At 72.7% G+C, this 25,951-nt stretch carries 29 protein-coding genes; 14 read left to right on the forward strand and 15 right to left on the reverse strand.

Features of this window, described 5'->3' with window-relative positions; genetic code table 11:
* The first annotated feature begins 3 nt into the window (after positions 1–3).
* Complete coding sequence (locus J3486_RS17315) at positions 4–381, forward strand: DUF488 domain-containing protein (protein ID WP_207821198.1); 378 nt, start codon at positions 4–6, stop codon at positions 379–381.
* A 24-nt stretch (positions 382–405) separates the two neighbouring features.
* Here the strand turns inward: J3486_RS17315 and J3486_RS17320 are convergent, their stop codons facing one another.
* From J3486_RS17320 to J3486_RS17330, 3 genes are all read right to left on the reverse strand, one after another.
* Positions 406–810 (reverse strand): helix-turn-helix domain-containing protein, encoded by a 405-nt coding sequence (locus tag J3486_RS17320; protein ID WP_207821199.1) that lies wholly within the window; start codon positions 808–810, stop codon positions 406–408.
* A gap of 73 nt (positions 811–883) precedes the next feature.
* Positions 884–1,411 carry a hypothetical protein gene (locus tag J3486_RS17325; protein ID WP_207821200.1) on the reverse strand — a complete coding sequence of 176 codons (528 nt, stop codon included), beginning with the start codon at positions 1,409–1,411 and terminating at the stop codon, positions 884–886.
* Positions 1,408–1,983, reverse strand: a complete 576-nt coding sequence (locus tag J3486_RS17330) for a dihydrofolate reductase family protein (protein ID WP_207821282.1) — start codon at positions 1,981–1,983, stop codon at positions 1,408–1,410. Before J3486_RS17330 ends, J3486_RS17325 begins: the two co-directional genes overlap by 4 nt.
* A gap of 87 nt (positions 1,984–2,070) precedes the next feature.
* Between J3486_RS17330 and J3486_RS17335 the strand changes: the two genes are divergently transcribed.
* The gene (locus tag J3486_RS17335; RefSeq protein ID WP_207821201.1) at positions 2,071–3,831 is read left to right on the forward strand and encodes a sodium:proton antiporter; all 1,761 of its coding nucleotides are present in this window, start codon (positions 2,071–2,073) and stop codon (positions 3,829–3,831) included.
* Between the two features lie 35 nt (positions 3,832–3,866).
* Here the strand turns inward: J3486_RS17335 and J3486_RS17340 are convergent, their stop codons facing one another.
* Positions 3,867–4,226, reverse strand: a complete 360-nt coding sequence (locus J3486_RS17340; protein WP_207821202.1) for a luciferase family protein — start codon at positions 4,224–4,226, stop codon at positions 3,867–3,869.
* 187 nt (positions 4,227–4,413) lie between these two features.
* Between J3486_RS17340 and J3486_RS17345 the strand changes: the two genes are divergently transcribed.
* A complete protein-coding gene (locus J3486_RS17345; protein WP_207821203.1) occupies positions 4,414–5,391 on the forward strand; it encodes an alpha/beta fold hydrolase in 978 nt (325 codons plus the stop codon).
* 6 nt (positions 5,392–5,397) lie between these two features.
* On the opposite strand, the gene J3486_RS17350 is transcribed toward J3486_RS17345, so the two are convergent.
* The 3 genes from J3486_RS17350 to J3486_RS17360 all read right to left on the reverse strand — a co-directional run bounded on the left by J3486_RS17350 (position 5,398) and on the right by J3486_RS17360 (position 7,637).
* Positions 5,398–6,333, reverse strand: a complete 936-nt coding sequence (locus J3486_RS17350) for a LysR family transcriptional regulator (RefSeq protein ID WP_207821204.1) — start codon at positions 6,331–6,333, stop codon at positions 5,398–5,400.
* Positions 6,334–6,363: 30 nt separating this feature from the next.
* Entirely contained in the window at positions 6,364–6,789 is a 426-nt protein-coding gene (locus J3486_RS17355) for a Zn-ribbon domain-containing OB-fold protein (RefSeq protein WP_207821205.1), read from the reverse strand.
* A gap of 131 nt (positions 6,790–6,920) precedes the next feature.
* Positions 6,921–7,637 (reverse strand): TetR family transcriptional regulator, encoded by a 717-nt coding sequence (locus J3486_RS17360; RefSeq protein ID WP_207821206.1) that lies wholly within the window; start codon positions 7,635–7,637, stop codon positions 6,921–6,923.
* Between the two features lie 130 nt (positions 7,638–7,767).
* On the opposite strand from J3486_RS17360, the gene J3486_RS17365 reads away from it, so the two are divergent.
* A complete protein-coding gene (locus tag J3486_RS17365) occupies positions 7,768–8,556 on the forward strand; it encodes an electron transfer flavoprotein subunit beta/FixA family protein (RefSeq protein ID WP_207821207.1) in 789 nt (262 codons plus the stop codon).
* A gap of 59 nt (positions 8,557–8,615) precedes the next feature.
* Complete coding sequence (locus J3486_RS17370; RefSeq protein WP_207818330.1) at positions 8,616–9,578, forward strand: electron transfer flavoprotein subunit alpha/FixB family protein; 963 nt, start codon at positions 8,616–8,618, stop codon at positions 9,576–9,578.
* A 45-nt stretch (positions 9,579–9,623) separates the two neighbouring features.
* Here the strand turns inward: J3486_RS17370 and J3486_RS17375 are convergent, their stop codons facing one another.
* Positions 9,624–10,205: a hypothetical protein gene (locus tag J3486_RS17375; protein ID WP_207821208.1), complete on the reverse strand. Its 582-nt coding sequence runs from the start codon at positions 10,203–10,205 to the stop codon at positions 9,624–9,626.
* Positions 10,206–10,392: 187 nt separating this feature from the next.
* Positions 10,393–10,842 carry a cyclic nucleotide-binding domain-containing protein gene (locus J3486_RS17380; RefSeq protein ID WP_207821209.1) on the reverse strand — a complete coding sequence of 150 codons (450 nt, stop codon included), beginning with the start codon at positions 10,840–10,842 and terminating at the stop codon, positions 10,393–10,395.
* Positions 10,843–10,975: 133 nt separating this feature from the next.
* Between J3486_RS17380 and J3486_RS17385 the strand changes: the two genes are divergently transcribed.
* A complete protein-coding gene (locus J3486_RS17385) occupies positions 10,976–12,067 on the forward strand; it encodes a D-alanyl-D-alanine carboxypeptidase family protein (RefSeq protein WP_207821210.1) in 1,092 nt (363 codons plus the stop codon).
* Here J3486_RS17385 and J3486_RS17390 read toward each other — a convergent pair whose 3' ends face one another.
* Positions 12,068–12,427 carry a helix-turn-helix transcriptional regulator gene (locus J3486_RS17390; RefSeq protein ID WP_207821211.1) on the reverse strand — a complete coding sequence of 120 codons (360 nt, stop codon included), beginning with the start codon at positions 12,425–12,427 and terminating at the stop codon, positions 12,068–12,070. It abuts the gene before it with no gap.
* A gap of 141 nt (positions 12,428–12,568) precedes the next feature.
* Here J3486_RS17390 and J3486_RS17395 point away from each other — a divergent pair, with 141 nt between their 5' ends.
* Positions 12,569–13,906, forward strand: coding sequence for an MFS transporter (locus J3486_RS17395; RefSeq protein WP_207821212.1), 1,338 nt, complete (start codon positions 12,569–12,571; stop codon positions 13,904–13,906).
* Between the two features lie 538 nt (positions 13,907–14,444).
* On the opposite strand, the gene J3486_RS17400 is transcribed toward J3486_RS17395, so the two are convergent.
* The gene (locus tag J3486_RS17400) at positions 14,445–14,843 is read right to left on the reverse strand and encodes a two-component system response regulator (RefSeq protein WP_207821213.1); all 399 of its coding nucleotides are present in this window, start codon (positions 14,841–14,843) and stop codon (positions 14,445–14,447) included.
* A 266-nt stretch (positions 14,844–15,109) separates the two neighbouring features.
* Here J3486_RS17400 and J3486_RS17405 point away from each other — a divergent pair, with 266 nt between their 5' ends.
* The gene (locus J3486_RS17405; RefSeq protein ID WP_207821214.1) at positions 15,110–16,954 is read left to right on the forward strand and encodes a long-chain fatty acid--CoA ligase; all 1,845 of its coding nucleotides are present in this window, start codon (positions 15,110–15,112) and stop codon (positions 16,952–16,954) included.
* Between the two features lie 17 nt (positions 16,955–16,971).
* Here J3486_RS17405 and J3486_RS17410 read toward each other — a convergent pair whose 3' ends face one another.
* Together J3486_RS17410 and J3486_RS17415 are read right to left on the reverse strand one after the other, a co-directional pair.
* On the reverse strand, positions 16,972–17,991 hold the full coding sequence (locus tag J3486_RS17410; protein ID WP_207821215.1) for a TIGR00341 family protein: 1,020 nt from the start codon (positions 17,989–17,991) through the stop codon (positions 16,972–16,974).
* Positions 17,992–18,175: 184 nt separating this feature from the next.
* Complete coding sequence (locus tag J3486_RS17415; RefSeq protein ID WP_207821216.1) at positions 18,176–18,406, reverse strand: hypothetical protein; 231 nt, start codon at positions 18,404–18,406, stop codon at positions 18,176–18,178.
* A 437-nt stretch (positions 18,407–18,843) separates the two neighbouring features.
* Between J3486_RS17415 and J3486_RS17420 the strand changes: the two genes are divergently transcribed.
* Entirely contained in the window at positions 18,844–19,320 is a 477-nt protein-coding gene (locus tag J3486_RS17420) for an NUDIX domain-containing protein (RefSeq protein ID WP_229378113.1), read from the forward strand.
* Positions 19,317–21,308, forward strand: a complete 1,992-nt coding sequence (locus J3486_RS17425) for an ABC transporter ATP-binding protein (RefSeq protein WP_207821217.1) — start codon at positions 19,317–19,319, stop codon at positions 21,306–21,308. The genes J3486_RS17420 and J3486_RS17425 overlap by 4 nt, the downstream gene beginning before the upstream one ends.
* Here J3486_RS17425 and J3486_RS17430 read toward each other — a convergent pair.
* Together J3486_RS17430 and J3486_RS17435 are read right to left on the reverse strand one after the other, a co-directional pair.
* Positions 21,305–22,597, reverse strand: a complete 1,293-nt coding sequence (locus J3486_RS17430; protein ID WP_207821218.1) for a YhgE/Pip domain-containing protein — start codon at positions 22,595–22,597, stop codon at positions 21,305–21,307. The genes J3486_RS17425 and J3486_RS17430 overlap by 4 nt on opposite strands.
* A 120-nt stretch (positions 22,598–22,717) precedes the next feature.
* Positions 22,718–23,077 (reverse strand): hypothetical protein, encoded by a 360-nt coding sequence (locus J3486_RS17435; protein ID WP_229378114.1) that lies wholly within the window; start codon positions 23,075–23,077, stop codon positions 22,718–22,720.
* A gap of 195 nt (positions 23,078–23,272) precedes the next feature.
* On the opposite strand from J3486_RS17435, the gene J3486_RS17440 reads away from it, so the two are divergent.
* The 4 genes from J3486_RS17440 (at position 23,273) to J3486_RS17455 (ending at position 25,936) form a co-directional block, all read left to right on the forward strand.
* Positions 23,273–23,572, forward strand: a complete 300-nt coding sequence (locus tag J3486_RS17440) for a hypothetical protein (RefSeq protein ID WP_207821220.1) — start codon at positions 23,273–23,275, stop codon at positions 23,570–23,572.
* 150 nt (positions 23,573–23,722) lie between these two features.
* On the forward strand, positions 23,723–24,868 hold the full coding sequence (locus J3486_RS17445) for a site-2 protease family protein (RefSeq protein WP_207821221.1): 1,146 nt from the start codon (positions 23,723–23,725) through the stop codon (positions 24,866–24,868).
* Positions 24,869–24,908: 40 nt separating this feature from the next.
* On the forward strand, positions 24,909–25,370 hold the full coding sequence (locus J3486_RS17450) for an OsmC family protein (RefSeq protein ID WP_207821222.1): 462 nt from the start codon (positions 24,909–24,911) through the stop codon (positions 25,368–25,370).
* Between the two features lie 128 nt (positions 25,371–25,498).
* Complete coding sequence (locus J3486_RS17455) at positions 25,499–25,936, forward strand: STAS domain-containing protein (RefSeq protein WP_207821223.1); 438 nt, start codon at positions 25,499–25,501, stop codon at positions 25,934–25,936.
* Positions 25,937–25,951 lie beyond the last annotated feature (15 nt).

The following is a 25,951-nucleotide window of genomic DNA, read 5'->3' on the forward strand; positions in this document are numbered from 1 at the left end:
CCCATGAGCAACCACGCGCAGCCGGACCCCTTCGCCGTACGCCGCGTCTACGACCCGCCCGCCCCGGCCGACGGCACCCGGGTGCTGGTCGACCGGCTGTGGCCGCGCGGCATCTCCAAGGAGCGGGCCGCCGTCGACGAGTGGCTCAAGGACATCGCGCCGTCCAAGGAGCTGCGCACCTGGTACCACGAGGACCGGGAGGGACGGTACGAGGCCTTCGCCGAGCGCTACGACGCCGAACTCACCGACCCGGTCCGCGCGGAACTGGTGGCGCACGTGCGGGAGCTGGGGCGGCACGGCCGGGTCACGCTGGTGACCTCCGTGAAGGAGGTCGGGCACAGCCACGTTCCCGTGCTCGTGCGCCACTTGCACGACGGCTGACGCGCCCGCGCGCGCCGCGCTGCTTCAGGCCGCGAGGCAGACCGTGCCCTGTCCGCGGACGGCGGCGCCGCGCCGGGCGCCGACGGCCGCGACCGAGGTGACGGAGGCGACCGTGGTGACCGGGGTGACCGGGACGGCCCTGCGCACCTGGGCGGCGCGCGCCAGTTCGCCTTGGGCGAGCGCCAGCACGTCGACCAGGCCGAGGCCGAGCGCCCCGGCCACGGCGGCGAGCATCTCGGAGGACGCCTCCTTGCGGCCGCGCTCCACCTCGGAGAGGTACGGCATGGAGATCCCCGCGACATCGGCCACGTCCTGCAGGGTCCGGCCCTGGGCGCGCCGACGGCGGCGCAACACGTCTCCGACGACGTGCCGCCACAGCGGCTCGGGGGCGGGGGCGACACGGGGGCTGCGGGTCTCGTGGGCGCTCATCGCGCCAGAGTAGGCGGGAACCCGGCGCGGGCGCAGCGGACTTCACCCAGAGCGATATCCCGGGCCGCCGTGGCTACTTGATGACGGCGTTGGCCACCACGACCAGGACGCCGAGCAGCGCGTCCCCCGCTCCGATGCGCCCCGCGGACAGCCAGGTCCTGCCGCCCGCCCGGGCGGCGAGCAGACCCCAGGCGAACAGCAGCACGACGTTGAAGGTGAACGCGACGTACTCGATGCCCTGCGAGTACCACCAGCCGAGACCGGAGCCGAGCAGGATCAGCATGGTCGGCGCGGTCGCCAGGAGCAGCGGCCACTCCTGGAGCAGGACGCGGATCGCGGCGACGACCCCGTGGTGGGTGTGGTCGCCGCGCCGGGCGATCAGGTGCGCGTACCCGTGGGCGAGCGCGGAGGCCAGGGCGGTGATCAGCAGCCAGGCCGCGTCGTAGAGCCGGTCCGCGCGTGCGGTCTGGCCGTAGCGGGTGAGCGCCGCGACCATCGAGCTGGCGAGCACGGCGCCGTAGACACCGCCGAACAGGACGTGCGGGCGCGCCGCGTAGTCGCCGAGTGCGCGGCACCCGGCCGCGACGCGCCGCCGTCTCACGTGCCGGTCCGTTCGTGGCGCAGCAGGACGACACCGTTGCCGAAGGTCCTCGACTCGACCAGACGCAGCGGCCGCGGGGCGAACGAGGTGGTCGGGAGGTGGCGCCGGCCCGCGCCGATCCTGACGGGGTGGATGTAGGTGCGGAACTCGTCGACGAGGTCGTGCTCCAGGAACGTGGCGGCGAGGTCGGCGCCGCCGAGCGCCAGGTCACCGCCGGGTTCCTCCTTGAGGGCGCGGATCGCGGCCGGGACGACCTCCGGCAGGACCGTGGTGTGCCAGTCGGCGGGCCCCGGCTTCAGCGTGCGGGAGAAGACGATCTTCGGCTTCGCCCGCCAGATCTCCGCGAACTCGGCCTCGACCGGCGCGGCGTCCGGGCGCGCGTCGGCGGTCGGCCAGTACGCGGCCATCAGTTCGTGGGTGACACGGCCGTCGAGGAAGCCGCCCATGGGGCGCAGCGTGTCGTTCATGTGCTGATGCAGCTCTTCGTCGACCTGGTGCCAGTCGATCTGCCGGTCGGGGCCCTCCATGTACCCGTCCAGGGACACGGACATCATCAGGACGATCTTGCGCATCTCGGCCTCGTCTCTCGTCTCGTCCGGCACCGCCGCGGACACAATGGCCCGCATGCACCAGACTGCACAGTGCGCCGCGAGGCCGCCATGGAAGTGACCCTGATCGCCGTCGTCGGTGTGGCGAGCATCGTGGCGGTGGCCGCCTTCTCGCAGCGCCTCGGACTGGCCGCTCCGCTGAGCCTCGTCGTGGTGGGCATCGCCCTGAGCTTCGTCCCGGGTGTGCCGGTGGTGGAGCTCGAACCCGAGTGGGTGCTCGCGGGCGTCCTGCCGCCGCTGCTGTACTCGTCGGCCGTGAACATGCCCGCGCAGGACTTCCGCCGCGACATCAAGGCCATCGGCGGGCTCGCCGTGCTGCTCGTCGCGGTGTCCACGCTGGGCGCGGGCTGGTTCGTGCATCTGCTGATGCCGGACATCGGGTGGCCCGCCGCGTTCGCGCTGGGCGCCGTGGTCAGCCCGACGGACGCGGTCGCGGCCACCTCCGTGGGCCGCAAACTGGGCCTGCCCTCCCGTCTGCTGACGCTCCTGGAGGGCGAGGGGCTGGTCAACGACGCCTCGGCCCTGGTGCTGCTGCGCTCCGCGGTCGCGGCGCTCGCGGGCGCGGTGTCGCTGTGGGGCGTGGCCTGGCAGTTCGTGTTCTCGGTGGTCGTCGCGGTGGCCGTCGGCGTCGTGGTCGGCCTGGTCAACGTACGCGTACGGGCGCTCCTCGACGACACGGTCCTGAACACGGCGATCTCGTTCGTCGTGCCGTTCGTCGCGTATGTGCCGGCCGAGGAGTTCGACGCGTCGGGGGTCCTCGCGGTCGTCGTGACCGGGCTGGTGACCGGGCATCTGAGTCCGCGGCTGCTGCGCGCGCAGGACCGGATCGGCGAGGCGATGAACTGGCGCACGCTCGCCTTCCTGCTGGAGAGCACGATCTTCCTGCTGATGGGGCTCGGTCTGAAGACGCTGCTCGACGAGGCGCACACCCATGACAACGGGCTCGGCGCGGGCCGTGTCGTCCTCTACGGCCTGGCGCTGACCGGGCTCGTGATCGTCGTCCGGATGGTGTTCGTGGTGCCGCTGGTGGCGATGGTGCGCCGCGACGAGCGCCGGGCCGCGGCCGCGAAGCCGCTGATCGAGCGGATGCAGGAGCGGCTCGAGGCCGCCTTCGACGGCGACGACCGGTTCACCCCGCGCAAGCGGGCCCACATCGAGCGCCGGGTGCACCGGGTGGGCGCCGACATCGACTTCCGGCTCACGGAGACGCTCGGCTGGCGGGGCGGTGTGGTGCTCGCCTGGTCGGGCATGCGCGGCGCGATCACGGTCGCCGCCGCCCAGACGCTGCCCGAGGACACCCCGTACCGCGCCCAGTTGGTCCTCATCGCGTTCGTCGTGGCCGTGACGACCCTGCTGTTGCAGGGGCTCTCCCTGCCGGCCGTGATCCGTACGGTCAAGATCCCCGGCGACGATCCGCAGCGGCTGCGCGACGAGTACGGGCGGCTGATCACCGAGATGTCCGAAGCGGCCTCCGACGCGCTCGACGAGGCCACGGCGGGCGGTGCCGTCGATCCCTCGATCGTGGACCGGGTACGGCGGGACAGCCTGATGCGGACGCGGGACGAGCAGAAGGACGGGGAAGGGGCGGACGCGGCGGACGGGGACGGTCCCGCGCCCGATCCCGCCGGTACCGACGAGATGCGGGCCTCCTACATGCGGCTGCGTCTCGCGGTCGTGGCGGCCGAGCGGGAGGCCCTGCTGGACGCACGGACGCACGGCGCCTACAGCTCCCGCGCGCTCAGCGGGGTCCAGAGCGTCCTGGACCTGGAGGAGGCGCGGCTGCAGCAGTTGGGCGACCGGCTCGACACGTAGCCACCCGGTTCCGCAGGTGCCGGGTCGGACACGGCCTACGACGCCTGCGGCCGTTCCCAGTCGCACGGCGGTGACGGGCATGCGTGGGCGTCGTGCTCCTTCAGCGCGACGCTCACCAGGCTGAGCAGCAAGTGGACGTCGGTGTCGCACTCCAGGAGCACGGTGATCCAGGAGGCGCCGGGCTGAACCCGGATCGCGCTGTTGTGCCGCAGCTGCGGAAGGAGGCGCTGCACCGCCGACGACGTCAGGTACAGATCGGCGCAGTCGTCGGAGTGGAAATGGACGAGTTCATGGCCCGCCGCGCCGAAGGCGTGCCCAACCGAGCACCGGGGCGGGCCACTTACCAGGTTCGGCCAGGTCCCGAGTTCGGACATGGCGCGCTGGGCCGCGGTCATGCCTCCATCCTCGCGCACCCTTCACCTGGAGGACCACCCCCATCAACCCCCGTGTTCCTCCGGCTACTTGCAGCGACCGGGCCGGGCCCCGGGGCGGGGTGGCGAAGATGTCCCGTCCGGCCTTGTGCCCGGCACCCGTCATCGACTTCACTCACTCGGACACGCCTACAAGCAGGGGGTTTCGCACATGCCCACACCTTCGCCGGTGGCCGAGTGGGAAGGCGTCGCGGTACGGGACGTCGCGACGAACGGCATCACGTTGCGGGTCTTCGAGCACGGCCCGGAGGGCCTCGGGACCCCGCAGACCACAGAGAACCCAGCGCATACGGACAAGCCTGTGGTGGTGCTCTGTCACGGCTTTCCCGAGCTGGCGTTCTCGTGGCGGCATCAGGTGTCGGCGCTGGCCGCGGCGGGCTACCGGGTGCTCGCCCCCGACATGCGCGGCTACGGCGGCAGTTCGCGCCCGGCCGACGTCGAGGCGTACGACACTCTGACCCTGTGCGCGGATCTCGCCGGGCTGCTGGACGCCGTCGGCGCGCGGGACGCGGTGTTCGTGGGGCACGACTGGGGTGCGATCGTCGTGTGGCAGATGGCGGCCGCGTACCCGGAGCGGGTGCGGGCCGTGGCGGGGATGAGCGTGCCCGCGACGCCCCGCTCCCCCGTCCCGCCGGTGCCGGTGCTGCGCAAGCGCAACGGTGACGACTTCTACATCGTGTGGTTCCAGGAGCCGGGCGTCGCCGACGAGGCGCTCGCGCGCAATGTGCGCAGGACGCTCGTCACGCGCGAGATCTACTCCGCCGACTGGGCGGCCCGGCCCGACGAGCAGCTGCCGCCGCCCCGCTGGCTGAGCGAGCCGGAACTGGCGTATTACGTGGACGAGTTCACCCGGACCGGATTCACCGGCGGGCTCAACTACTACCGCAATCTCGACCGCACCTGGACGCTGACGGAGCATCTGGCGGGCCGCACGATCGACTGCCCCTCGCTGTTCGTCACCGGATCCAAGGACCCGGTCGCCGGCTTCATGCCGGACGACAAACTGGAACGCGTGCTGACGGATCTGCGCGGCCGGGTCGTCGTCGACGGGGCGGGCCACTGGATCCAGCAGGAGCGTCCCGACGAGGTGAACGCGGCGCTGCTCGGCTTCCTCGCGGGGCTCGACTGATCCGCGCTATGCGGTGCGGGCAGCCCGCGCCAGGTGGTCGCGTACGAGCGTGACGTGCGGGTTGGCCGAGGATCCCGGCCGCTGGACGAGGAACGCGGTGTTGATCGGGGCGTCCTCCGGCGCGTGCAGGAGCCGCAGGTCGCCGCGGGCCAGTTCGGCGTCGCACAGATAGCGGGGCAGCACGCTGAAGCCCGCGCCGCCGGTGACGGCCGCGGTGACGGCCCGCAGGTCGGGCACCGTCACGGCGGGGGCGCGGGTGAGCCGTTCACCGAAGACGTGCCGCCAGTAGCGGCGGACGATCGGCAGGTCCTCGGCGTAGGTGACAAGAGGCACCTCGTTCAGGGCGTCCGGGCCCTCGGTGGTGAGCCGGTCGCCGATCCGGTCGGCCACGGCCGGGGCGGCGACCAGGACGAACTCCTCGTCGGCCAGCGGCACCGAGGGCAGGGTCCGGCCGCGCGGCCGGACGGTGGCGACGACCAGGTCGTGCCGCCCCGCGCGCAGCGCCGCCAGCAGTTCGTCGGTGAGTCCGAAGGTGATCCGCAGCTGGACGCCCCGGTCGATCAGCGGGGCGAGCGTGGGCAGCACGCAGTGCGAGAGGTACTCGGCCGGGCCGGCGAGGTGGACGGGATCCGTGGCGCGCTCGCGCAGCAGTCCGCCGAGCGCGTCCAGGGGTGCCACGATCCGCGCCGCGAGTTCGTCGGCGAACGGCGTCGGGGCGACCCCGCGCGGCAGCCGTTCGAACAGTTCGCGGCCCAGTTGAGTCTCCAGGGCCCGGATCTGGGTCGTCACCGTGGGCTGGGACAGGCCCAGCAGGCGCGCGCCCGCGGTGAAGGAGCCGCTGCGGTGCACGGCGAGAAAGGTGCGCAGCAGATTCAGATCGGGCAGCGGCCCGCCGTGGGGCGCCGCCGCGCCCGCCTCGTCCTCACCGGCTCCGTCTCTCATGATCTTGAGCCTAGAGGAGTCCGGGAGTCGTCAGCGGCGCAGCCCGTCGTCGTCCGTCGTGCGGTCGCACAGCTCGAAGAGGACCTCACCCGTCACGGAGTCGGCGTCGGCACCGCGTGCGGGGCGCACATCGGCCCCGACCCACACCAGGTGGGGCGGGGTGCCGACGATCCGGCACGGCACGACGAAGTCCTCGGGGAAGCGGACCAGCGACTCGTTGCGGGCCACGCCGGTGCCGCGGTGCACGACCCTGGACTGCACGACGATCCCGGGGCCCGCGCTGCGCTCGGTCTCCAGGTCGCTGGAGGCGCACACGGGGCACAGCAGCCGCCGGAACGACGGAGTGCCGCACCACTTGCACCGCTGGTAGGCGAACCCGGTGGGCTCCGGCTCCGGCGGGGTGATCACGCCGATCCCGAAACCGGTCCCCGTCGCGCTTGCGGACACCCCTGCCATCTCCGACATCGTCGGCCTCCCGCGTTCGTCCGGTGTGCGCCCGGCTGCGACCGCGGCGCCTCCGGCATCGTATGGCACTGAGTGCCGCACGGTAAAGACACCGAGTACCCTCAATCGTCGCCGCTCGGCCGTCATTCGTCCCGGAGCGCCGATTCGACCTGCTGGATGACGCGCCACATGGGGGCGCCCTTGGACGCGACCATCACGACGACCTCGTCGGCGGCGGTGGCGGGCGCCGCCCCGCCGCCGCCCTCGCCCCACACCTGCCGGACGAGCCCGAGCGCGTGGTCGACGGCCGCCGCCGCGTCCCCCTCGCCGCCCGAACGGAGCCAGGCCCGCAGCCCGTTGTTGTGCGCGGCCACCACGGACGCGGCGACGACCTCGGCCCGCAGGCCGCCGTCCACGGCACCGCTCCAGCGCTGCCGCAGATAGCCGGCGAGGGTGCGCTCGTACCGGCGCACGACGGAGAGTTCGTAGGTCCGCAGCCCGGGCACCTCGCGGGTCAACCGGTAACGCTGGACGGAGAATTCGGGGTTCGCGGCGTACATGCGCAGCACGAGGCGGGCGGCGTCGCACACCGCGCCGACCGCGTCACAGTCGTCGTCGGCGGCGTCGAGGAACGCCACCATGTCGGCGAGGCAGCTCTCGTGGTCGGGGAAGACCGCGTCCTCCTTGGACGGGAAGTACCGGAAGAAGGAACGCCGTCCGACCCCGGCGCGCGCCACGATGTCGTCCACGGTCGTGCGCTCGAAACCGCGCTCCAGGTACAGCTGGAACGCCGCCTGCGCCAGCGCCTCCCGCATGGGCGCCTTCTTCTGTGACCCGTTGACCTCGCGTGCCTCGCTCATGCCGGGAACGTAACACCGCGCGGCCTGCTTTGGCACTACGTACCTTTACAGAGGGAACTCAGTGCCATACGTTGGCGTCGAGAGAACGTTGCTGGGCAGTCTGAGGACGCTCTGATCGAGGAGAGCCGGCGTGAGCTTGAGGATCGTTGTCACCGTGAAGTACGTGCCGGACGCCACCGGCGACCGGCACTTCGCCGATGACCTGACCGTCGACCGTGACGACGTGGACGGCCTGCTGTCGGAGCTGGACGAGTACGCGGTGGAGCAGGCGCTGCAGATCTCGGAGAACTCCGATGACGACGTGGAGATCACCGTGTTGACGGTGGGTCCGGAGGACGCGAAGGACGCGCTGCGCAAGGCGTTGTCGATGGGTGCGGACCAGGCGATCCACGTCGAGGACGACGATCTGCACGGCACGGACGCGATCGGCACGTCGCTGGTGCTGGCGAAGGCGATCGAGAAGGCCGGTTTCGATCTGGTGGTCTCGGGGATGGCCTCGACCGACGGTACGGCGGGCATCGTGCCGGCGCTGGTCGCGGAGCGTCTGGGGGTGCCGCAGGTGACGCTGCTGTCGGAGGTCGCGGTCGCCGACGGCACGGTGACCGGCCGCCGGGACGGGGATGCGGCGAGCGAGCAGCTGGCGGCGTCGCTGCCGGCGGTGGTGTCGGTGACCGACCAGTCCGGTGAGGCGCGGTACCCCTCGTTCAAGGGGATCATGGCGGCGAAGAAGAAGCCGGTCACCTCGTGGGACCTCTCCGACCTGGACATCGAGGCCGATGAAGTGGGTCTGGAGGGCGCGTGGACGAAGGTCGAGGCGGCCGCGGAGCGTCCGGCGCGCACCGCGGGCACGATCGTGAAGGACGAGGGCGAGGGCGGCAAGCAGCTCGCCGCGTACCTCGCGGGCCAGAAGTTCATCTGAGCTTCAGTCACCCCACCCAACCGCCCCACTTCTTTGTGATTGCAGGAGATTGAAGTCCTATGGCTGAAGTTCTGGTCTACGTCGACCACGTGGACGGTGCCGTCCGCAAGCCCACCCTGGAGCTTTTGACGCTGGCCCGCCGGATCGGTGAGCCGGTCGCCGTCGCGCTGGGTGCCGGTGCCGCCGGCACGGCCGCGGTGCTGGCCGAGCACGGTGCGGTCAAGGTCCTCACGCACGAGGCCGCCGAGTACGCGGACTACCTGGTGGTGCCGAAGGTGGACGCGCTGCAGGCCGCGGTCGCCGCCGTCAGCCCGGCCGCCGTGCTGGTGCCCTCCTCCGCGGAGGGCAAGGAGATCGCCGCGCGTGTGGCGCTGCGCCTCAAGGCGGGCATCATCACCGACGCCGTCGATCTGGAGGCCGGCGAGAACGGTCCGGTGGCCACCCAGTCGGTGTTCGCCGCCTCCTTCACCACCCGCTCGGTGGTTTCGCAGGGCATCCCGGTCATCACCGTCAAGCCCAACAGTGCCGCGGTGGAGGCCGCCCCGGCCGCCGGTACCGTCGAGGCCCTGGAGGTGTCCTTCTCGGAGCAGGCGACCGGTACGAAGGTGACCGCGCGCACCCCGCGCGAGTCGACCGGGCGTCCGGAGCTGACCGAGGCCGCGATCGTGGTCTCCGGCGGCCGGGGCGTCAACGGCGCGGACAACTTCGCCCTCATCGAGGCCCTCGCCGACTCCCTGGGCGCGGCCGTGGGCGCCTCCCGGGCCGCGGTCGACGCGGGCTGGTACCCGCACTCCAACCAGGTCGGCCAGACCGGCAAGAGTGTGTCCCCGCAGCTGTACATCGCCAACGGCATCTCCGGCGCGATCCAGCACCGGGCCGGCATGCAGACCTCGAAGACCATCGTCGCGGTCAACAAGGACGCCGAAGCCCCCATCTTCGACCTCGTCGACTACGGCGTCGTCGGCGACCTCTTCGACGTCGTCCCCCAGCTCACCGAAGAGGTCAACTCCCGCAAGGGCTGAACCTGCTGAATCTCTCGCGGCCCTGAGGCGCCGCGCCCGGGAAGGTCACGACTCCTGGGCGCGGCGCCTCAGCACGTGGTAGCCGGCCGCGCCCAGCGCACCCGCGACGAGCGCGCCGCCCAGCCCCAACTGCACCGCGCTCCACCGTCCCAGCGAACCGCCGTCCCCCGCGTGCACCCCGTGCAGCTGGGTGCCGCCCTCTCCCGACACGGTGAGGGTCATCCGGGCCACCGCACCGCCGCGGCACGTCACGGAGACCGGATAGACGCCGGGACGGGCCCCGGACGGCACCTCGAAGGTGCCGCTGACCGTGCTCCCGTACGAGCCCGACCGGAGCGTGAACTCACCGGCGCCGACGGCGCTCGCGTCGCCGGTCGCGGTGGACTCGCCGCCGCACGCCGCGGTCCTGGCCGTGACGGTGGCACCGGGGCCCGCGTCGGCCGGATCGAGCTCCAGGCTTCCCGACGCGGTCCCGGCCCCGGTCGGCCTGGGAGTGGCGGGCCAGGAGTCGACGGTGTCCCACCCGTCGCCCTCGTCCCCGTCGGCCCTGGCCTCGGCGCACGCGGGTGCGGCGAGGGCCAGCAGGACGGCGACGACGGCGGTCGACAGGGTCGCGGTGCGACGCATGCGGTTCCTCTCGGGCGAGGCCGGTCAGCGGCCATGGCTGCGGGTCTGCGGCCGAGCCAACCGCGCGACCGCGGCTGCCGCCCGTCGAGGCGTCGAGTCGGGTGAGGGAAGGGGCACGGGCGGGTGACTCCGGCGTCCGCCCGGCGGCAGGCCCGTGCCCGGGTCGCGGCGTCGCGCGCCGCCCGCCCTACACGTGCCCCCGCATCCGGTGCGCCTCGACGAGGCTGACCCGGGCCGCCTCCAGGCGGTGGGCCATCACCTCGGCCACGCCGTGCAGCAGCGCGACGCCCAGCGCCGGTTCGATGTCGCACAGGGCGCGCACGGACGAGCCGTCGAATTCATAGGCGCGCACCGGGCTGAACGCCTCGGCGCCGAAGTCCCACGTGTAGGGCGGGAAGAGCCAGGACCAGCCGAGCAGATCGCCGGGTCCGAGCGGGTCGACGGGCAGCCGGGTCCGGTCGGAGACCCGCACGTCGAGCGTGACCGTCCCGGTCCTGATGATCCAGAAGCGGTCGGCGCGGTCCCCTTCCTCGAAGATCCGGGTGTCCTGGGGGAACGACACCTCTCTGGCGAGGGGCATCAGCCGCTCTCGATAGGCGCGCGGCAGTCGGTTCAGCAGTCGTGTCCGGTCCGTCATGGCGGAACACCTCCACCGTCGGGTCATTCCAGCGTACGTACGTTCCGCGCGTTACCCGATGGGCCGAGGCGGACAGCGGCCGGATGGCCGTAAGCGGATCGCGGCCGGACGATCACGCCCCTACGTTGCCCGCATGGCGACATTCATCCGTTTTCGCCCGCTGATCAGCAGGGCAGTCGTGACGTCAGGTGTCTGCGCGACGCTCGCGGCGGGGGCCACCGTCGGCCCCGCGCGGGCCGCGCAGGCCGTCCAGGACCCTCCCGCCGCGCCGTCCCTGTCCGCGCTGTCCTGGGAGGTCATGGACGCGCGCACCGGGACCGTCCTGGCCGCCAGGGCCCCGCATCTCCGGCTGCCTCCGGCGAGCACGCTCAAGACCTTGTTCGCGGTGACCCTGCTGCCCCGTCTGCGCCAGGACACGGTGCACCGGGCCACGGCGGCCGACCTGGCCGAGGTGGCCGAGGGCAGCAGTGAGGTCGGCGTCGAGGAGGGGCACCGGTACACCGTCGCGGACCTGTGGCGCGGGGTGTTCCTGAGCTCGGGCAACGACGCCGTGCACACGCTGGCGCAGATGAACGGCGGTCTGGCCCGCACTCTGGCGCAGATGCAGGCGACGGCCCGCCGGATCGGTGCGGTGGACACCCAGGTCCGCTCCCCCGACGGCTTCGACACCCCTGGCCAGTTCTCCTCGGCCCACGACCTGGCGCTGATCGCGCGCGAGGGGTTCAAGAACCCGGATTTCCGGCGCTACATGGGCACCAAGTGGGCGCGCTTCCCGGCGTCCGGGGGCCCGGGCGCGTACGAGATCCAGAACACCAACCGTCTCCTGGTCGGCTCGCACGGGGTGGAGCCCTACCCGGGGCTCATCGGGGTCAAGAACGGCTACACCTCACAGGCCGGCACCACGCTCGTCTCGGCGGCGACCCGGCACGGCCGGACGGTCCTGGTCACCGTGATGAACCCGCAGGACGAGGACTTCAACGCCGTGTACGAGGAGAGCCGCGCTCTGCTCGACTGGGGGTTCGCCGCTCCGATGCCGCGTCCGGCGCGTCAGCAGGCCGGTCCGCAGCGCTCCGCCCCGGCGGCGGCCCCGGCGCCCACGCGTCAACAGCCGGAGGCGTCGCCCGGTCTCGGCCGGCACCTGGGTGCGGCGACCGCCCTGCTGGTCCTGACGTGCGTGCCGTTCGTGGTGCGGCGGCGGATGCGGGCCCGGCGGGCGGGCCGCTAGTTAGTCGTGCGGCGCCTGGCCGGTCACCCGGTGATCGGCGTGGCTCAGGGCCTCGGTCACCAGGCGCCGCAGATGGCCGTCGGCCAGCCGGTAGTGCATGTGGCGGCCTTCGCGGCGGGCCTCGACGAGGCCGGCGAGCCGGAGTTTCGCCAGGTGCTGGCTGACCGCGGTACGGGACGCGGCCACCCGCTCGGCCAGCGAGCCCACGTCCGACTCCTCCTGGGCCAACAGCCACAGGACGTGCAGCCGGGTCGCGTCCGAGAGCAGCGCGAAGACGCGGGTCGCCTCGGCGAGACGGCTGGCGTCGGGATCGCGCAGATGCGCACCTGACGCAGGTGGGACGGGGTCGCTGTGCGGCATGGACCCCAGCCTAGGGCCGCGTGGGTCCGGCCGGTTGACCGGAGTGCGTCACCGGATCCATAGTCGTCACAGTCGTCATGTGCGCAGATGCGCACATGACGACTGTGAAGGCCGTCCGAGACCTCCGGGAGCCCGCGCCCCATGCCCGCCACCGTTCTGCGTGACGGCGTCTACCGCCGTCTGTTCACGGCCCAGGTCGTCGCCCTCGTCGGCACCGGCCTGGCGACCGTCGCGCTCGGTCTGCTCGCGTACGACATCGCGGGCGCCGACGCCGGGGCCGTCCTCGGTACCGCCCTCGCCCTCAAGATGACGGCGTACGTCGCGATCGCCCCGCTCGTGGGCGCGTTCGCGGACCGGCTGCCGCGCCGGGCCCTGCTGGTGGGCGCCGACGGGGCACGGGCCTGCGTCGCGGCCGCGCTGCCCTTCGTCGACCAGGTGTGGCAGGTGTACGTCCTGGTCTTCGTGCTGCAGTCCGCGTCGGCCGTGTTCACGCCCGCTTTCCAGGCCGTGATCCCCGACGTGCTGCCCGAAGAGCGCGACTACACCAGGGCGTTGTCCCTCGCCCGGCTCGCCTACGACCTGGAGAGCCTGTTCAGCCCCGCGCTGGCCGCGGCGCTGCTGTCCGTGATGTCGTACCACCGGCTGTTCACCGGCACCCTGGTCGGCTTCCTCGCCTCCGCCGTCCTGGTGGCCTCGACGCCGCTCCCCCGCGGGGCGCCCGCCGCCGTGCGCACAGGCGGTGTGTACGCGCAGGCCACCGCCGGGACGCGGCTCTTCCTGGCGGTGCCGCAACTGCGGGCGCTGCTCGCGCTCCACCTCGTCGTGGCGGCGGCGAGCGCGCTGGTGACGGTCCAGTCGGTCGTCTACGTACGGGACTTCCTCGGCATGCCGGCGGGTTCGGTGCCGCTGGCGCTCGGCGCGTACGGGGCCGGGTCGATGGCGGTGGCGCTCGCGCTGCCCCGGGTCCTGGAGCGCACCGGCGACCGCCCGGTGATGCTGCGCGGCGCGCTGCTGATCGGCGTCGTGTTCGGGGTGACGGGTCTCGTCACCGCGGCGGGGGGCGGGAGTTGGCGGCTGCCCGCGCTGCTCGCGGCCTGGTGCGCGTTCGGCGCGGGGTGCTCGATGGTGCTGACGCCCGCGGGCCGCCTGGTGCGCCGTGCGGCTCCGGAGAGGGAACGCACGGCGGCGTTCGCCGCGCAGTTCTCGCTGTCCCACTCCTGCTGGCTGCTCACCTATCCGCTGGCCGGCTGGGTGGGCGCGGCGGCCGGCCTGGAGGCTGCGGTGCTGGCGCTGGGGGCCGTGGCCGGGTGCGCGGCGATGGCGGCAGTGCGGCTGTGGCCCGAGCCCGCCGAGGAGCACGACCATGTCGGCCTCGCCCCCGGCCATCCGCACGTCAGTGGCGCGACGCGGATTCCCGGCGGCTGGCGGCACAGTCATCCCCGCCCGGCCGACGACCCGCACCCGGCCGCGTCAGCGTGACGCCGCCGCCCTCGGGGAGGGCGTGCCACTGCGCGGCGAAGGAGTCCAGGCGGGCCGGGATCCGAGCGACGAGTCGGCGAGTCGACGAGGTTGGGGCCGGCCCGCGCCATCCCGTCGGGCGGGGCCGTGCGCAGTCCCGCGCGGACGAGCCGGACCCGCGTGCCCACGGAGTCGAGCTCCGCGGACCTGGCCATGTCGGCGTGCTCGGCCGGGGTCGGCCGCCGCTTCGCCCTCAAGGCGGGCCTGCCGCTTGCGGACGGCGGCGCCGGCGGGCCGGAAGTCGGTGTTCCACCCGGCCGTGATCCGCTCGAGGGCGCCGACGGTCAGGCCGGCCTCCGCCTCGACGAGGAAGTGCACGGCGTCGCGCGGCAGCCAGTCGTCGTAGCCCGGCCCCTGACGGGGCGCCGGCTCGGGGCCGCGCTCCCGGACGGCGCCCGTCAGCTACCGGCGCCCCGGGCCCTTCGTGAACGTCACGTCCAGGCCGGTCACGCCAGGGCGTGCGCGGACGGCGCGAGCGGGATGCCGGTGGCCCGGACCGTCAGCCGACCTCCGCCGCACGATGGCCCGCCTTGAGCAGATAGCTCACCTTGACCCGCAGCACCCAGGGGTCGACGGGTTTGACCAGCAGGTCGGCGATGCCGAGGTCGATCGCGGTCTGGGCGAGGGCGCTGGTCCCGATGCCGGTCACCAGGATGATCGGGATGTCCCGGGTCTGGTCGAGGCGGAGCAGGTAGTCGGCCACTTCCAGGCCGCTGATGCCGGGCATCCGCACGTCCAAGAGGATCACGCCGATGCCGCCGCGCAGGGCCAGCTTCATGGCGTCGTCGCCGTTGCCTGCCGTCACGACCGGGACGTCGAGCGGGGCGAGGGCCGCCTCCAGCACTCGGAGATTGGACTCGCGGTCGTCCACCAGGAGGACCTTCGCGGATTCGGCCATCGATCCTCAACTGCCTCCGTGCCAGGGCCCCTTGGAGCCGTACCGTCCCGTACAGCACCCGCCGACACAGGGGCCGCGGTTCGAGATTACGGTGCGCGGGGCGCGGCGGGCGACCCGTCCGCGCAGAACGGGGTGCGACCAGCGTCGTACCGTGTCCTGATCGTCACCTCGCCGGACTCCGCAAAGATCGCCTCCACGAGGTACGTTGCCGGGCTGCGGCCCCCCACCCGCCACCCGTCCGTCCCTCGTCCGCGGAGAGCAGGAACATGCAGGAACTCGACGTGCCCCGGTTGACGGCCCCGCCTGTGTCGGGTGGGCTCTCCGACTCGGTGTTCACGACGGCGGAACAGGCCCCGGGGCGCGTCCAGTTCTCGCTGTCCACGCCCGGCCAGGAGTGGGAGCCCGTGACCGCGCACCGGTTCGCCGCCGAGGTGCTCGCGGTGGCCAGGGGGCTCGTCGCGCAGGGGGTCGGCTTCGGCGACCGGGTCGCCGTGATGTCCCGTACCCGGTACGAATGGACGCTGGCCGCCTACGCGTTGTGGTCCGTCGGCGCCGTGGTCGTGCCCATCTATCCGACGTCCTCGACGGAGCAGGTGCGCGGCATCCTCCGGGACACCGGCGCGATCGGCTGCTTCGTCGAGAACGAGAACCTCGCGATGACCGTGGCCGCGGCGCACGGCCCCCACAACCCGCTGACCCGGCTGTGGCAGATGGACCAGGGCGACCTCGACGTCCTGAAGACCGAGGGCGCCGAGGTCGACGCCTCGTACGTGCATCGACTGCGCGCCGGCGTACGGCCCGAGGACACCGCGCTCATCTGCTACACGTCCGGGACGACGGGCCGGCCCAAGGGCTGTGTCCTCACGCACGCCAACATGATCGCCGAGTGCGACACCCTCTCGATCGGCTGGGGCAGCCTGCTGGCCGCACCCGGCGAGGAGCCCTCGCTGGTGGCGTTCCTGCCGCTGGCGCACTGCTACGGCCTGGTCGTGGTGATCAGTTCGGTGCGGTTCGGGGTCAACGTCGCCTTCCAGCCCGACCCTTCGCCGCATGTGCTGCTGCCGACGCTGGCGGCGTTCCGGCCGACGTTCCTGTACGCGGTTCCGTACATCTTCGAACGGCTCTTCCGGGCCGCCCGGCTGAAGGCCCGTCAGGGCGGGCGCAGCGCCCTCTTCGAGCGGGCGGTGAAGTCCGCGGTGCGTTACGCGGAGGCCGAGCAGCGCAGGAAGGCGGGGCGGGGCAGCGGTCCCGGGCCGCGGCTGCGGCTGCGGCACGCCGTGTACGACCGGCTCGTGTACGCCCGGGTGCGGGCGGTGCTCGGCGGCCGGGTGCGCAACGCGGTCTCGGGCGGCTCTCCGCTCTCCCGCGAGCTGGGTCTGTTCCTCGCGGGCTGCGGGATCACCGTCTACGACGGGTACGGCCTCACCGAGACCGCGGCGGCCGTGACCGCGCAGCCGGTGGGCGCGGTGCGGCACGGGACGGTGGGCCGGCCGCTGCCCGGCAACGCGGTGCGCATCGCGGGCGACGGCGAGATCCAGGTCCGCGGCGACGTGATCTTCGCCGGGTACCACAACGATCCCGAGTCGACCGACGCGGTGCTGCGCGACGGCTGGTTCAGCACCGGCGACCTCGGCCATCTGGACCCGGACGGCTATCTCGTGATCACTGGCCGCAAGAAGGACATCATCATCACCAGCGGCGGCAAGAGCATCTCGCCGCTGACGCTGGAGGAGGAGCTGCGCGGCCATCCGCTGATCTCGGGCTGTCTGGTCGTCGGCGACAACCGTCCGTACGTGGCCGCGCTGATCACGCTCGACGAGGAGGCCGTGGCGGGCTGGCTCGCCCTCAAGGGGCGAGAGCCCGAGAAACCCGCGGCGCTGGTGACGGACGAGGAGCTGCTCGGTCATGTCCGGCGTGCGGTCACCCGGGCCAACTCCCGTGTCTCCCGGGCCGAGTCGATCCGCGCGTTCAAGGTGCTGCCGCACGAGTTCGGGGCGCACGAGGGCCTGTTGACCCCGTCGTTGAAGGTCCGCAGATCGGCGGCGATCCAGCGGTACGCGCGGGAGATCGACGAGTTGTACGGGACGCGGCCGCCGCGGCGCTCGCGCTGAGCCGCGGACGGCCCCCGTCAGCTGCGCGACGACTCCTCCACGGTGCACGTGTGCCGGTCGGCCGGGCACCAGTGCGTGCGGCCGCCCACCAGGTGGAGCTCCAGGTCCGCGTCGCCCATGCCGTTCTTGTCCAGGGCGGCGCGCAGCGTGGTGGGGGCCGGCTGGGGCGGCAGGCCGAGGACACCGATGACGACGATGCCGTTGCGGGCCTCGACGGAAGCGATCTGCCACTGGCCCGAGGCCGCCCATTCCTCGGCCACCGGCCGGGCGTCGGCGGCCAGGGACCGGTCGCGGGCCACTGAGACGGAACCGATGGTCAGTGGCACCGCGATCAGCAGCAGCACCGTGATCACGACGCCGAGCGTGCGCCCGTGGAAGGCGCCGGTGTGCAGGCCGCTCTGCCGCGCCGCCGCCCGGATGCCGTAGACGAGGAAGACGACGGTGCCGGTGGCCACGATCGCGGCCACGTTCGTCGCGAAGAGCAGCGCCGACTGCGAGGCGTCGTGGTAGCGGCCGACGGTGAGGAGCAGTCCGGTGACGGCCAGCGGCGGCACCAGCGAGATGGCGATGGCCACGCCGGGCAGCGTGTCGGAGATGTCGGTGCGCACCAGCGCGAAGGCGCCCACGGTGCCGGTGGCGAGGGCGGCGAGCAGGTCGATCAGGCGCGGGCTGATGCGCGACGCGACCTGACTGTTGGAGGCGAACTCGTCCGGAGGTGCGGCGATCCAGCCGAGCAGCATGCCGATCGCGACGACGGCGAGCGCCCCGAGGAGCACCAGGAGCACGCAGCGCACGACGTGCGGCCGGTCGGCGAGGACCAGGGCCAGGGCGGTGCCGAGGATCGGGGTCATCAGCGGAGCGACGATCATCGCGCCGATGACGGTGGCGGTGGAGTCCCCGACCACGCCGGCGCTCGCGATGACGGCGGCCATGACGAGCAGCCCCCAGAAGCGGGTGGAGCTCGGGCTGCGCAGTGAGCGTTCGATGAACAGCGTGTCGGTCATGCGTCGGACAGCGGCCGCGTCGACAGACGCCATGAGGGGTCCCTTCCCGTGTGCGGACTTCCCGTGTTCGGGCCGACGGCGGTACCGCTGCATGGAATGGAGCGGAGGCCTCTACGACGGAACGGGATCATATGCCGCGCAAGGGACATTTGTGGTGCGGCGCCGACACGACGGGTCGACGCCGCACCCGAACCCGACACCGATGCCGGTGCCGGCGTCACAGGATGTGGATGCGCTCCAGCTCGCCGTCCGGCGTACGGATCATCAGCTCGTTCCCCTTGTCGCGCTCACGCTCGACGAAGCCGAGCAGCAGCACCGCCCGGTTGATGACGTCGGCCTTGCTGACGCGCCCCGTCTCGGCCAGTTCGTTGACCGCGACGACGGCCGGGGGCGCGAGGGTCACCGACAGACGCTCGCTGGCCGGGTGGTCGGGATGTGTGGCTGCCATGGTGCTCACTCCTGTCGAAGGGATCTGCGCCGACCTTTCCAGTGAACCATAAACACACCAGATATGCACCAGATCTGCACCATACTCGCGGCCGGACACTCTCCCCACCCACAGGACGCAAGCCCTCGATCGGGTTGCCGTCCCCGCACGAGTGATTCGAAAACAAGATCACGGCGCCGAGGGCGCGTGGCGCCCGGCCGGCCGCCCGTCATCGAACTTTCGCGCGGCACATCGCACCCACGACACCGTTACGGGGTGTGGAGCGGCCCCGTTCTCCGAGCACCTGTCCGGATCTCCGAGCAAGGAGCCCCTGTGCAACATCGACCGAAGGTGACCGGAGTTCACCTTGTGTTCGAGCCGGTCCGTCCTCACCCTGGGCAGCCGCACCAGCGCCACGGGGTCCTCCCGGCCGCGTCCGTCGACCCCGAGGAGGACCGTTGACCTCGTCAGCCCATCGGTACCGGACGGTGGTGGACGTCCTGGCCGTGCTCCAACGCCCGGACGGGCGCGTCCTGTTGGTGCGCCGCTCACCCCGGCAGGCGTACGCGCCGAACCTGCTCACCGTGCCGGGCGGCCATCTGGAACACGGGGAGAGCGTCGCCGCGGGCACCTTGCGGGAGGTGCTGGAGGAGGTCGGTCTCAGCGTCGGCGAGAGCGACCTGGAATTTAGCGGGCTGATCCATTACCGCGGCACGTCCGACGCCCGGATCGGCGTCGTCTTCGCCGCCCGGCGCTGGCGGGGCGAGCCGTACAACGCCGAACCGGACAAGCACACGGGCCTCGTGTGGGCAGCGCCGACCCGACCGCCCGCCGACTGTCACCCGTACACCGCCGCGGCGCTCGCCGCCTTCTGCGCAGGGGCGCTCTACACCCCGGTGAACTGGGGCCCGGCGGGCCCGGAGGTGACCGCATGAGGCTGCTGCGGCGTCCCAAGCCCGCGGACCCGAAGGTCTCCGCCGCCGAGGAAGAGCTGTTCGGCGGTCCCCTGCGCTACGACACGGGATGGGCCGAACACGAGAACGCCTTCCTGGAGTTGTCCCTGCTCACGGCGTTACGGGCGATGCCACGACTGGTGTACGGCACGCTGCGCCGGGCCTGGCACGCCGACCGGAGCGCGCTCGTCGGCGTCGGTGTCAGTGAGATCGGCCAGGGCGTCGCGGCCGCGGTGAACCTGCTCGTCCTCAACTCCGTGATGCACACGCTGCTCTCCGGCGGCACCGCGGCCGCGCGGGTGCGGGACGCGCTGCCCGCCCTGCTGACCGGGGCCGCGGTCGCCATGGTCAACGCGCTCCTCGCCAGTTGGTCGACGTCCCACGCGGGGCGGCTCGAACCGCTGGTGGAGCGGGTGGCGACCACCGAGTATCTCGACGCCGCGCAGGCGGTGGAGCTGGAGGCCATCGAGGACCCGGCTTTCCGGCGCCTGCTCGACGTGGCGTTCTACGGCGCGGCGTCCGCGCGCCGGATGATCTCCGCCTGTGTGGCCGCGCTCAACGGGGTCATCTCGCTGATCGCCACCGCGTCCATCCTCAGCGTCCTGCACTGGGCGCTGCTGCCGATGCTGCTGCTGATCGTCGCACCGCGCGGCTGGGGCGCGATGCGGGTGGCGCAGGAGCGGTACGTGTCGGTCCTCAACTGGATCGAGCATGTACGGGCCAGCCGGCTGATCGGCAATCTCATCACCGAGCGCAGCGCGGCCCAGGAGGTGCGGCTGCACGCGGTGGGCCCGGCGCTCCTGGAGCGGTACCGCGACATGGCCGAGAGCGCGGAGAGCGAGCAGCGGCGGCTCGCGAACGGCAAGGCCGCGACCGAACTGGTGGCGACCGCCCTGTCGGGGGTCGCGCTGGCCGCCACGTACGGGGTGATGTTCTGGCTGATCACCACGGGCCGGATGAGTCTGGCGATCGCCGGGACCGCGGTCGTGGCGGTGCGCAGCGGCTCCGCGAACCTGGGCACTCTGGTGATGAACGTCAACCAGCTGCACGAGGAGTCGCTCTACGTCCAGGACCACGAGAAGTTCCTCGCGGAGGCGGCCCGGCGGACCATTCCCACCGGGGGCGACACGCTGCCCGAGCGGATCGACGCGATCGTCCTCGACCAGGTCACCTACCGTTATCCGGACCGGGCGGAACCGGCCCTGGACGAGGTGTCGTTGACGGTGCCGATGGGGTCGGTGATCGCGGTCGTCGGGGAGAACGGCAGCGGCAAGTCGACGCTGATGAAGGTCATCAGCGGGCTGCTGATCCCGCACTCCGGGGCGGTGCACTGGGGCGGCAGACCGCTGGCCGAGCTCGACCGGGCGCGGGTCTTCGAGCGGGTGAGCCAGCTGACGCAGGACTTCCAGCGCTGGCCGATGACCGCCGCGATGAACATCCGCATCGGGCGGCCCGGCAGGCCCGCGACGGCGGACGAGCTGGAGCCGTCGGCGCGGTACGCGGGCGCCACCTCGGTGATCGCGAAACTGCCGGACGGCATGCGCACGCTGCTGGCCCGGATGTTCCGCGGGGCGAGCGAGCTGTCCGGCGGCGAGTGGCAGAAGTTCGGTCTGGCGCGCACTCATTGGCGTACCGGGACGTGCGCGGCGGACGGTGTGCTGATCGTGGACGAGCCGACGTCGGCGCTCGACCCGGAGGCGGAGATCGAGGCGTTCGACCGGCTGCGCGGACTCGCCGGTCCGTCGCGTGCGGTGGTCCTGGTGACGCACCGCATGTCGGGGGTGCGCTGGGCCGACACGATCCATGTGCTGAGCCGCGGCCGCGTCGTCGAGTCCGGCAGCCACGCCGAACTCCTCGCGGCCGACGGCCGGTACGCCGCCATGTTCCGCACCCAGGCGGCCCAGTACGGCCACGACGGACAGGACGGCCACCGGGTCCCACGGCCCGCACAGCCTCCGGCGACCGCCTAGGTCCGTGCGGGCTGCGGAGTGAGACGGTGCAGGCCCTTGTGGTCGTAGTAGCGGGTCATCAGGAATCCGAAGACGAGCGCGAGGGCCGCACCGGTCGCGATCATGGTCCAGGCGCGGGTGAGGCCGGCGTCGCCACGTGCGTCGAAGAAGAGGATGGCGCGCACGCCGTCGCTGATCTGCCGCATGGGCTCGAAGTGAGAGAGGAACCGGTAGAAGCCGGGCACGGCCTGGAGGGGGACGGTGGCGCCGGACGACGGCAGGCCGAGGACGATGAAGACGAACATGGCGACGAGCTGCCCGAGGCCGCCGAAGGCGGCGTTGATGGCCTGGACGCCGAGGCCGACCGCGAGGATCGCGCAGTACGAGTAGATCCACAGCAGCGGCAGATGAGCGGCGTCCATGCCGAGCAGCGTGATGGTGCCGACCATCACCAGGGTCGTGGTCAGGGCGGTGACCGCGGCCGTCATGACGACCTTGAGGAGCAGGGTCTGGGTGCGGTCGACGGGAACGGTGGGGCGCCGGGTGTGCCAGGGGCCGATCTCGCTGTCCGCGTAGCCGAGGGCGGTGTCGAGGCCGACGCTGATCAAGTTGCCGCCCATGAATCCGGCGAGCACCAGCAGCAGCGTGTAGTAGAACGCGGTCAGGCCGAGACCGCTGTTCGCGCCGATGGGATGGCCGACACGGGTGATGATCCGCACCGGGTCGGCGAGCAGGGTGCGGGTGGTGCCGGGCGGGGCGGTGCGCACGAGCTGCCGGCCGATGGTCCTCGACGCCTGCTGGGCGGCGGCGGTGTCGAGCTGGGCGCCGAGTGACGAACCGAGGCTGCCCAGGCCGGGGTTGGTGAGCACCGTCAGCGTCGGGCGGGCGCGGGCGGCGTCCGTGGTGAGCGCGCGGACCGCGTCCGTGAAACCGGCGGGGACGACGAGTGCGCCGTAGACCTTGCCGGAGTCGAGCTGGTCCTGGGCGGCCGCTTCGGAGAGCAGCCGCCAGTGTGCCGCGTGCGGGGCGCCGCCGCCGGTGAGGTTCCGGGCGATCTGCGTGCCGAGGTTCTGGTCCTGTCCGGGCAGTGGCCTGCCGGTGTCGGAGTTGACGAGGGCGAGCGGCAGGGCGTGCAGTTCGCGGTGCGGGTTGACGATGCCGCCCATGTACAGCAGGGAGAGCAGCAGCGCGAACAGGCCGCTGAGCACGGTGGGCAGCAGCCACAGCCGTGGCCTGCGCAGCAGGGTGGCCGCGGTCTGTCGTACGGCGGTGACGTGGTCCGGGGAACGGGTGGCGTTGTCGTCGGCCATGGTTCTCCGTAGCGGGGACGGGGCGCGCGGCGTCGGCGGGCCGCGCCCGGGCGCCTCAGCATCCCCGAACGGGCCGCCGCGGACAGCGTGTTCGCGCGCCAACCCGGGACGCGGCTCCGCTCACACCGCCACGGACCAGGTGACGGCCACCGCCATCGGCGCAAGCGGGCAGGCCAGGACGCCGAGGAGCAGCCTGCGCCACGGCGCGGGCAGGCGCCGCACGGGCGGCAGCAGGGCGACGGCGGCGAGGACGGCCGCGCCGGTGACGAGCCACAGGCCGTAGCACCGCAGGACGCCGCCGACCGGGTCCCCGCCCATCGACATCAGCGTCGCCACGGCGCACACCAGGAACGTCCCTGCGTACAGCGTCAACGCCGTGACCGTCCACGCGGCAGCGGCGAGCCGGGCGACCCCGGTCCGCGGCGGCGGCGCGGCCGGTCGCCACGGGCTGTACAGACGGGCGTACGTGTGCGGATCCATGTCCTGATCCTCACCATCGGTGCGCGGCCGCCGCATGGGCGCTGATACTCACTTCGGACCCGGGGTACTCAGTGAGCGCCCGGCCAGGGCCACCCGGCCCCTGCCGTCGCCCCGTCCTCGTGCCCATGATGGTCATGCGTCCCGGCCGTGCCGGGCACGGCGCATCGAGCGGGCCGCGAGGAGGACAGCCTGGAGGTGACCGCTGTGAGTACGGACTTCTGGCGCGGATCACGGGGGCGGGGGCTACCGGTGCTCGAACTGCCCTGCGCCGACCGGACGGTGGGAGTGGCGGCGGCCCTTGAGCTGCCGAGCGTGATGATGCTCGTCGTGGAGGACGCCTGCACCCGCATCGCCTACGCGGACTGGCGGCATCGTGAACCGTCCCGTCTGCACGTCCGGGCGCGCCGCCGCTGGCAGGCGGAGGGGCATCAACTGCGCGCCAAGAGGCAGCGGTTGAGGGAGCTGGCCGTGGAGTGCCTGGACGCTCCCGACTGAACCGGCCGGTCGTCCCCGCCCACTGCCCGAACGGCCCGCTGCGCGGGGCCGCCGGGCGATCCACGATGCAGGTAGGGACGCGACCGCGGGGGACCACACAGGTGCCTGCCCGCACGTTCCCGGGCCGGGCACCGGGAGGCGGGCCGAACCATGAAGGAGACCCTGCCGCTGGGGCGGATCGGCGGAACCCGGATCGGTCTGCACTGGAGTGTGCTGGTCGTCGTCGCGCTGGTGACCGGCTCGCTGGCCACCGGCCGGCTGCCCGACGCCGAACCGGGCCGGCCCACCTGGCAGTACTGGGGTGTCGCGCTGCTGACGGCCGCGCTGTTCCTCGCGTCACTGCTGGTGCACGAGCTGGCCCATGCCGTCGTGGCCCGCCGCGACAAGGTCGGGGTCGACGGCATCACGCTGTGGATGCTCGGCGGTGTCGCCCGGCTGAGCGGCGAGCCGCCGACGCCCGGCGCACAGGCACGGATCGCCGCGGCGGGCCCCGCCACCAGCGCCGCCGTCGGGGCGCTCGGCACCGTTCTCGCCCTGTGCGTCGACGCGGTGCACGCGTCGGCGCTGCTGGTCGCGGCGGTCGCCTGGACCGCGGCGATCAACTTCGTCCTCGCCGTCTTCAACGCGCTGCCCGCCGCCCCGCTGGACGGCGGCCGCGTGCTGCACGCCGCGCTCTGGCACCACAGCGGCGACCGGCTGCGGGCCACCAGGGGCGCGGCCGGCGCCGGACGGCTGCTCGGCTGGGTTCTGATGACGACCGGGTTCGTGGTGGTGCTGTTCGTCGGCGACTTCGCCGGGATCTGGTCGGCGCTCGTCGGCTGGTTCCTGATCTCCGCCGCGAACGCCGAGGAGCGCAGGGCCACGCTGCACAGCGCGCTGGACGGGGTGCCCGTACGTCAGGTGATGACCCGTGACCTGGTCACCGTCCCGGCGACTGCGACGCTGACCGCCTTCCTGTCCGAGGCGCCCTTCGGCCGCTACCGGCACTCCGCCTTCCCGGTCGTCGCCGCCGACGGCACGGCGGCCGGGCTGCTCACCGTCCGGCTCGTCGACCGGGTCCCGGTGACCGCCCGCGGGTCCACCACCGCGGGCGAGATCGCGCACCGGGTGCCCGAGGTCCCCGCCACCACACCGGACGAGCCCGTCGTCGACCTGCTCCCCCGCATCGAGGCGGCCCGCGACCACCGTGCGCTCGTCCTCGACGAGGAGCGGCGCCCGGTCGGGATCGTCACCCTCACCGACGTCAGCCGCACCCTGGCCTGGCTCTCCCAGGCCACGCGGCTCCCGAGCCCCTGACCTCCGCACCCGCCGTGCGGTCCCTTCCAGGAGGTACGCCATGAACCCGATCCCGTCCGCCGTCGACCCCCTCGGCCGGGCCCGCGCCCGGTCCGTCGCCGAACCCCCGGGACGCGTCGAGGTCACCCACGTCGCGCACCAGGCCTACGCGGTGTTCGTCCGCGACCACGAGTTCACCGTCGACCAGCCGTCCGACGCGGGCGGCGACAACGAAGGACCCACTCCGGTGGAACTCTTCGTCGCCTCGCTCGCGTCCTGCGTCGCCTACTACGCCGGGCGGTTCCTGCAGCGCCACGATCTGCCGTACGAGCATCTGCGGGTCAGCGCGGACTTCACGATGGCCGACGACAGGCCGGCCCGGATCGCGGACGTGTGCATCACCGTGCGGCCGCCCTCGGGACTGAGCGCGGCACGGCTGGCGGGGCTGCTGGCGGTGGCCCGGCACTGCACGGTCCACAACACGCTGGAGGAGCCGCCGCGGATCACCCTCGACGCGGCCTGACCGGCCACCTCGACCGAATGCCCCGCCTCGCCAACTCCCTTTATCTGCAAGGGGGTTGATTCATCGGACACCTGGGGGTATGCCAGGGGCACCACCATGACACGGTGCCCCGGCGCTGCGAGGAGGCCATGCCCGCCCACCATGACACGGACGACACGGACGACACCGCCGACACCGCCGGCTTCACCGACAACGATGCCGACATCGATGCCACCTTCGGTCTGAGGGTGGTGCGCCACGACGATCCACGGATCGTCGAGCTGTGGGGTGAGCTCGACGTCCTGGCCGCGCACCAGCTGTCGGGCCGCCTTCCGTGCCTGCTCCCGGAGAAGGGCCGCAGGCTCGTCGCCGATCTGAGCGCGGTGACCTTTCTCGACTGCAGTGGACTGTCGATGCTGCTGCGCGTCCAACAGCGCCTGCACACGCAGGAGGCGACCCTCACCCTGGTCACCAACGATCCGTTCCTGCTGCGCATCATCCGGATCGTCGGGCTCGCCGACGTACTGCACATCGTCGCGGACCTCGACACGGCACTCGACGAACCGCCCCACGACGTACCCGCCTGACGCGCGACGCGCGTA

Source organism: Streptomyces sp. VRA16 Mangrove soil (genome assembly GCF_017377775.1).
GTDB lineage: Bacteria > Actinomycetota > Actinomycetes > Streptomycetales > Streptomycetaceae > Streptomyces.